The sequence below is a fragment of the Eggerthella sp. BIOML-A1 genome (assembly GCF_009875595.1).
Lineage (GTDB): Bacteria > Actinomycetota > Coriobacteriia > Coriobacteriales > Eggerthellaceae > Eggerthella > Eggerthella lenta.
Map to the genome: position 1 here is coordinate 1 of NZ_WWRZ01000018.1, position 6974 is coordinate 6974.

Annotated in this window: 6 protein-coding genes; 3 read left to right on the top strand and 3 right to left on the bottom strand. The window is 58.9% G+C overall.

Annotated features, from left to right (window positions below):
* The first annotated feature begins 324 nt into the window (after nucleotides 1–324).
* The 3 genes from GT590_RS14030 (at nucleotide 325) to GT590_RS14040 (ending at nucleotide 2778) form a co-directional block, all read left to right on the top strand.
* Nucleotides 325–2037 (top strand): FAD-binding protein, encoded by a 1713-nt coding sequence (locus tag GT590_RS14030; RefSeq protein ID WP_161171184.1) that lies wholly within the window; start codon nucleotides 325–327, stop codon nucleotides 2035–2037.
* 59 nt (nucleotides 2038–2096) lie between these two features.
* Nucleotides 2097–2444 carry a cytochrome c3 family protein gene (locus GT590_RS14865; protein ID WP_368854016.1) on the top strand — a complete coding sequence of 116 codons (348 nt, stop codon included), beginning with the start codon at nucleotides 2097–2099 and terminating at the stop codon, nucleotides 2442–2444.
* A 124-nt stretch (nucleotides 2445–2568) separates the two neighbouring features.
* Complete coding sequence (locus tag GT590_RS14040; protein ID WP_161171186.1) at nucleotides 2569–2778, top strand: hypothetical protein; 210 nt, start codon at nucleotides 2569–2571, stop codon at nucleotides 2776–2778.
* Nucleotides 2779–2801: 23 nt separating this feature from the next.
* Here the strand turns inward: GT590_RS14040 and GT590_RS14045 are convergent, their stop codons facing one another.
* From GT590_RS14045 to GT590_RS14055, 3 genes are all read right to left on the bottom strand, one after another.
* A complete protein-coding gene (locus GT590_RS14045; protein ID WP_161171187.1) occupies nucleotides 2802–4313 on the bottom strand; it encodes a helix-turn-helix transcriptional regulator in 1512 nt (503 codons plus the stop codon).
* Between the two features lie 63 nt (nucleotides 4314–4376).
* On the bottom strand, nucleotides 4377–5495 hold the full coding sequence (locus tag GT590_RS14050; RefSeq protein WP_161171188.1) for an IS1249 family transposase: 1119 nt from the start codon (nucleotides 5493–5495) through the stop codon (nucleotides 4377–4379).
* Between the two features lie 124 nt (nucleotides 5496–5619).
* A partial coding sequence (locus GT590_RS14055; RefSeq protein WP_172734678.1) for an IS3 family transposase occupies nucleotides 5620–6974 on the bottom strand: 1355 nt, incomplete at its 5' end.

A 6974-nucleotide genomic window follows, 5' to 3' on the forward strand; every position in this document is an offset into this window, starting at 1 on the left:
GAAAGTCGATTCGGATGACTTTTCCCATAAAAAATGGGCGCTGGCCTGCGCCAACGCCCAAAATCAGACACATTATTTGTCCTATAAGCCGCTCGAGGGCGACTGCGTCGCCCGACCGCGTCGAGCATCACTAACAAATAGTGATTTTCCTTCTCGCCGGTTGAATCACGACTAATTATCAATTTTTAGCTTTCGCTGCGAGCTGCAGAATACCTCCGTACTTGGTTTTCTTCGGAGGGCCGAGTGCGAAAAGCGGAGTTTGTAGGTCGAGAGAAAGGAACTAGGATGGACATATCGAGGAGGGATTTGTTCAAAGGAGCCGCCGTGGCTGGCGTAGCTGCGGCTACAACGGCTGCTGGTTTTTCCATTAAGCCTGCGTTTGCGGACATACCGACAACGCCGGCCGAAAGCGGGAAAACTTTGGCGGAAAATCCTTATCTGAACATCTTCGACGGTGAGGTCAACTACCTTCCTGTAAAGAAGATTGACAAGGATTGGCAGTATTTGCAAGGCGATGCGGCATTCGAAGATCGCGAGATTCCGGAAGCCGAGATCATGAAAACGGATTCTTGCGACTTCTTGGTGATCGGTGCGGGTATCTGCGGCATTATGGCTACGTTGAAGGCATCCGACGAGGGCGCCAACGTCATCTGCGTCGAGAAGATGTCCCGCGGGCGTAACACCTGGGAATCCATCGGCGGCTACGGATCGAAGGCGCAGGCCGAAAGCGGAAACGTAGTGGATCCCGCTCGCTTTGCGGACGCCATCCTGCGAAGCGGCTATTTCCGCGCTCTTCCCGATGTCGTTTGGTCCTATATCAATAATTCGGGCGAAACCATTGACTATATGCAGGAGATTTTCGATCAGTCCGATTACGATATCGAGATCTACAACACTACTCAGCCCGAAACCGGCTATGACATGGTGACGATCCAAGCTGAGCATAAATTCAAGATTACCGGTCCGGTGGAGTGGAACGCTCATCTGACGGGAATGTTCCCCATGGCGGCTTTGACGTCTGTGGCCGCAAGCCGCTCTAACGTCGATTTGCGTCACTATACGGCCGGCGTTCAGCTGATTCAAGACGATTCAGGCAGGGTGACCGGAGCCATCGTCAAAAACGAAGAGGGCTATTATCGAATCAACGCTTCCAAGGGCGTGCTGCTTGCCACTGGCGGATACGAGAACAATTTCGAGCTGATGAAGGCGTGGATGCGCCCCGAGGATTTTTCTACCGCAAGCTTGACGGGCCCGTGCAGCGGCCCGACCGGAGACGGCCATATGATGGGTCTCAGGGTCGGCGCAAACATGGACCCCATCCCTCATGCCCCCATGGTGTTCAACGGCGGCTTCCATAAGACCGGCGGACGCAGCCTGTCCATCAAATCGAAGATTATGGCCGTGGCGCCGATTGTGAACAAGCGTGGCGTGCGCTTCTGCAACGAAAGCCATCAGAAGGATTGCCTGGCAAACGCCATCAACGCTCAGCTGTACTTCACGGGCGGAGCTTGGTACATCTTCGACAGTATCGTCATGAACGGTGTTGACGAAGCTGCGCTGAAGAAGTACTTCGATGCAGAGTTCCTCTACAAGGCAGACACGCTTGATCAGCTTGCTGAGACCTTAGGCTTGCCCGAGGGGGTTCTTCCCGACACCATCGATCAATGGAATGGGTATCTTGCGATGGACACTCCCATCGATCCCGAGTTCAGACGCGATCTCGTTTCCGTCAACTCGGTAGTTGCCGCTCTTACCGACGGCAAGGTTCAGGCGGCTGCTCTGCCCGTCAAGGAAGGTCCTTTCTACGCTATGACCACTAGGGCAGACCTTCTGGTTACCGTCTCCGGCCTAATCGTCAACGAAAACTGCCAAGTCCTTGACACCGACGGCAACGTCATCGAAGGCTTGTACGCCGGAGGAAACACCTCGGGCGGCATGTATTCGGGAACATATCCGAGACACCTTCCGTCGGTATCAGTGGGTCGCGCGGCCACCTTCGGCTACGTTGCCGCCAAGCATGCCGTGAAGGGAGAGTAGCCATGATTAAGAAAATTGCAGTTCCCATTTTCAGCTTTGCACTCGCATGCATGACGATAATGTGCTGTGCCGCATGTTCGCCTGCCGCATCGGATCCGAAAGATGATGCTTCCCAATCCGGCTCTGAGCAAGAAGTCGTCAACGACGACCCCTCCCCGTCGGATCCGTATGTCTCAAATGAAGTTTGTTTGAGCTGCCACGGGGGTACGTACGAAGCTCTTGCCCAGATCACAGACTCCCTCGGAGACTCCAATCCTCATGCGGGAACGCATGGAAACAGTGGCTTGAGCTGCGGTACCTGCCATTCGACGGGGCAGTCCGTTCCTGCAGCAGAGGACAACTGGTGCACTACATGCCATGCTTGGCCTCGCGAGGACGAGACGTACATTCAGTATATGGACCTGTAGAGCGCAGGGCATACCGCCGCAGATCCAGTTTTGACACGGACTTTGCGTAGGGTATATTAAAGAGAGCAGCCATCCCCCTCTTTTGCCAGAGAGAGATGGCTTTAACATCAAGGTCAGCCATACCTTGGAGTTCTACTCTATCGAAGTCACCCAGAACGGCCGAAGCGGCGTCTGGCGCGTCACCCATCCCGACGGCACCGTCAAAGACGCCCGCTTCGAGTTCACCCAGGACGCCGAGAGGGGAGCGCTGGTCCTCTCCTCTTCCGCCCTGCCGCACGAGGTTTACGAGAGTCCTGTTTTCACCTCGTCATTGTCCTCAAGCTTGGGTTGGTAGCCCGTACGGACCGATGGCAAAGGTCATTCTTGTAGTTCGGATTCGAACAAATCGAGAAGGTCCTGTTTCGAGCAAACGCCGGCTTTTTTGTAGATATGACGAACATGGGTATTCACAGTATTTCGCGAAATGTACAACTCCTCTTTGATGTACGTGACGGTGCGGCCGCGAATTAGCATCTCGAATATCTCCGCCTCCCTCGCCGACAGGCTGTATTTCCTCTCGAATGCCTTGATCAACGCCATCTCTTCTTGCCGCCAAGCCCTCCCGTCCTCTTTAGGCTCATCGTTTTCCGAGAAAAGTGGGCCTTCGGAAGGTGCGTTCTCTTGGGAGCCGACAGGCTGTTCCTGATCTCCGCGGGCGCAGAACGCAACGCGGTCGATTGATGTTGGCGCGTATGCGGCAAGCGCGATAACCAGAGCCACGGCCATCGCAAAAGAAGCGTGAACGAAAAACGCGCCCTCTGATAGGGCGACGCTGACGATTGCCCCGGATGATGATGCCAGATAGCAGAAAAACTTGAATCTTCCTATTGCGCAAGCGGGTGAGAGGACTCCCATACGAATGTTCGAGACCAATACGAGCCATACGTAGTAGTTCGCAAGCTCTTTCGCCAGAAACCCGACGAGGTAAGGAATGACGAGTGGTGTTTCGGGAAGACAGGATTCCAGAAACAGAGCCGTAACGAGAAGGGGAATCGAAAGTCTGAATGCGCTGTCCAATGTGTTGCGGCTCGAAAACCAGAAGAGCGTTCCGATGACGACGAAGCAAACGAGGGTTCCTACGGCGAAGACGGTTGAGGGTGATATGCCGAGACCGTAAAACATGCGAGGAGAGACAATTGCTCGGAAACATTCATAGACGAACCAGAACGTAAAAATAATAATACACGTTTTCCACGGTTGCCTTGCTTTTCTTTTCGGACTCGTAATCTCTTGTTTTGGGGATTGCGAAGAGGTCCATCGTCCCGCTTGTACGAGCAGCACGGACGACACCATGGGCAGGAAAAACATCAAGGCTATCGATGTTGCCTTGCCTAGCACCTGAACCGCCAGACCGACGACTGCCCCTACGCAGAGCGCGACCACGATCATGAGCTCGGGGTTTTCGTATTCGCTATGGCCGAACGCGTCGGCCCATATTAGCTGGGTTGTGGAGGATCCGATCCCGGCAATTACCGCACCAAAGTACACCATGCATGTTGCCGAGCCGCTTTCCGTCAACGCACCCGCCATGGTCAACGCGCCTCCCGCCAGCATGCTCATGGCTGCGCAAACGGCAACTATCGGCAATCGATAAACACCCCCATACCTCTTTTCCAGCGGAATCCAGAGGATTTGGGTGGCAGCCGAGGCAAGGAAGTACGCTACGGAAAGGCAAGTGGTTGAGTACAGGCAGCCTGAAGAGGGCGCGCTTGATATAAACACTCTGTAAAAAGCATAGAACCATCCGACGCAAAGGCCCATGCCGACGGCGGGCCAAAGCATCCCCGGCCTACTGCGAATCTGGTTTGCAAGTTTAACTGTCGCATCCATGAGGAGAGTATACCAAACGGCTCGAGGGGCCTATAGGACAAAAAGTGTGTCTGGGCCTATTATTCATTCGTTTCGGAACGGGTATCTCGTCTTGTGGTGGAGCTCCTCCCACACGAGGCCCTCTCCCCGCTTCTCTGGACGGGAGGCGTCCTCGGCCCTCATGCCGTATCGCTCCCTCAGCAGGTCGACGTCGGCGTCGGTGGGCATCTCGCGCAGCGTGTCCGCCATCGCCTTCGGGCATTCGACATGCAGGTAGCACCACCAGAGCACGGCCTTGACGCGCTTGAGCTTCGTGAGGCCGCGGTGGCTCCTCAGGACCTCGCGGAGCTGGGAGTTCACGCCCCCTTCGATCCTGTTGTTGGTGGCGGGCATCGGCCCCTCTGCGCACAGCGCCGGGTCGAGGTACGTGAACAGCGTCCCCGCGTTGACGAGCCGGACGAGCCCCGACCTCGCCTCGCGCAGCCTGCGGTGGGTGTAGGCCATGCGGCCTTCGACCAGGCTTTTCCGCTCGAGGAAGTCGGACCAGAACTCGCACCACTGCATGAAGCGCTCGACCCACCAGTCGGCCTGCTGGAGCGTCTCCACATGCAGCAGCTCCCTGGCCAGCGCGTAGGGCTCGACGCCCGCCTGCAGCTTGGGCCTCGACGTCGTACGCCTCTTGACCTGGCAGAACGCGTGGAACACGCATCTCTGGACCCTCGTCCTCGGCCATTCGGCCGCGACCGCCGAGGCGAAGCCGCTGCCGCCGTCGGTGACCACCATGTCGGGCGGGGCGATGCGCGAGAGCAGCGAGCGCCACGCGGCGGTCGTCTCGGCGCGCGCGAGGTGCCACGACAGCACGTGCTCGTCGCTGCAGGCTATGAGCACGACGCAGTCGCGCGCGATCCAGATGCCGTCGACGTAGACGACGCGGAAGACCTCGTCCACCACCTCCGGCATCGGCCATATCGGCCAGAAGAGGGCGGCCCTCCGCCTGAAGGTTCGGCCGCGCCCCGGCATATCGGCCTGCGTCCCGCGCGAGAGCAGCCAGCCGACGAAGGCCGCGAGCTCCCTTGCGGCCACGTCGTTGGAGTGCGTGGCGCTGGCGCCGCACGACCGGCAGCGCCACCTCTGGGCGCCCGACGGGGCCCTCCCGTTCCGCTTCATGGGCCCTCCGCAGGACGGGCATTTCATATTATCCACGGCATCCTCCCGGAATCGGTGACTTTTTGCCGTGAATTTCCTCATGCGACCTGGGAAAACGTCAATAACCGGACACACTTTTTGTCCGAGTGGGAAGGGGGTGCGGACAATTCCTTGGACCAGCCTAAGCGGCTAGTCCCTTGCTTATCCTGTACTGCATGGGGCTCATCCAGCCGAGCGACTGCTTCTTGCGGCGCTCGTTGTAGAAGCGGATGTACCCGTCAAGCAGCTCCATGAACGACTCCACGGCGACGCCGCTCCAGTCCCGATGGTAGAAGAACTCGTTCTTCAGGCGGCCGAAGAAGCCCTCGCATGCCGAGTTGTCCGGGCTGCAGCCCTTCCTCGACATGGAGCGGACCAGGCCGTTTCCCTCGCATATGCCGATCCAGCCGGGCCATCTGTAATGGCACCCCCTGTCCGAGTGGCAGACCGGGTGCTGGCCCGGGGAGAGCGTCCCGCACGCGTCCTCCAGGGAGCCGTTGGCGAGCGCCGCGTTCGGGCGCCTTCCGATCCGCCATGCCACGACGAGGCCGTCGTAGCAGTCGATGACCGGGCTGAGGTACGCCTTCTCCTCGCTGGGCAGCTTGAACTCGGTGATGTCGGTGAGCCACAGCTTGTTCGGCGCGTCCGCGTGGAAGTTGCGCCCCACCAGGTTGGGGGGCGCGTCCGATATCTCCCCCTTGTAGGAGTTGTAGCGCCGCTTCCTCTTCAGGTAGGCAACCTTGCAGCCCTCTTCGGCCATCAGCCTGCGCACGACCTTCTCGCTGACGACGACGCCGCCTTCCCGCAGCTCGTTGTGCACGTACCGGTAGCCCCGCGTGCCGCCGGCGCCGTCGAATATCCTCCTGATATCGATCCTGAGCTGGGCGTGCCTGTCCTTCGCGCGCAGCTTCGCGCGGCAGTACTCATAGGAGCTCTTCGAGATCCTCAAGGAACCGGTGAGCTCTCTTAAGGGGCGGTCGGACTCCAGCCTCAGCTTGTCGATCAGCACGGCCTTCTCCATGTTGCTCATCGAGCCGAGGCTCCCTGCTTTTAAAAGGTCGACGGCTCCCCTCAGGATGTCGTTCTCCAGCTCGAGCTGCCGAATCCTCTCCTCGAGGCCGCCCTCGAAGCCGGCGTATGCCGGCTCGTCGCCCTCAGGTGTCCTTGCCCGACCGTCCATCCGCGCCTCCTTCGTTCCGCCGCCTTTCAGCCAGTAGCGTACAACATCGGGGCTCCCGATGCCGAGCGCCTCCGCGATTTCCCTGCAAGACGCGCCGCCCCGAGCCATCTCCATCGCCTTGCCCCGGACCTCGCCGCCGTAGGGCTCGAACTTGGCCCCGCGGGACCTCTGCCGCGGCTTGGCCGCGGCTGCCGCCCAGCGGCGCAGGGTTCTGCCGGGCACGCCCGACATCCTGGCGGTCTTCTCGACGTCGCCGGTGAGCCTCAGCATGCCGAGGGCTTTGTCCTTTGAGTCTTGGCTGTACATACGGACTCCTG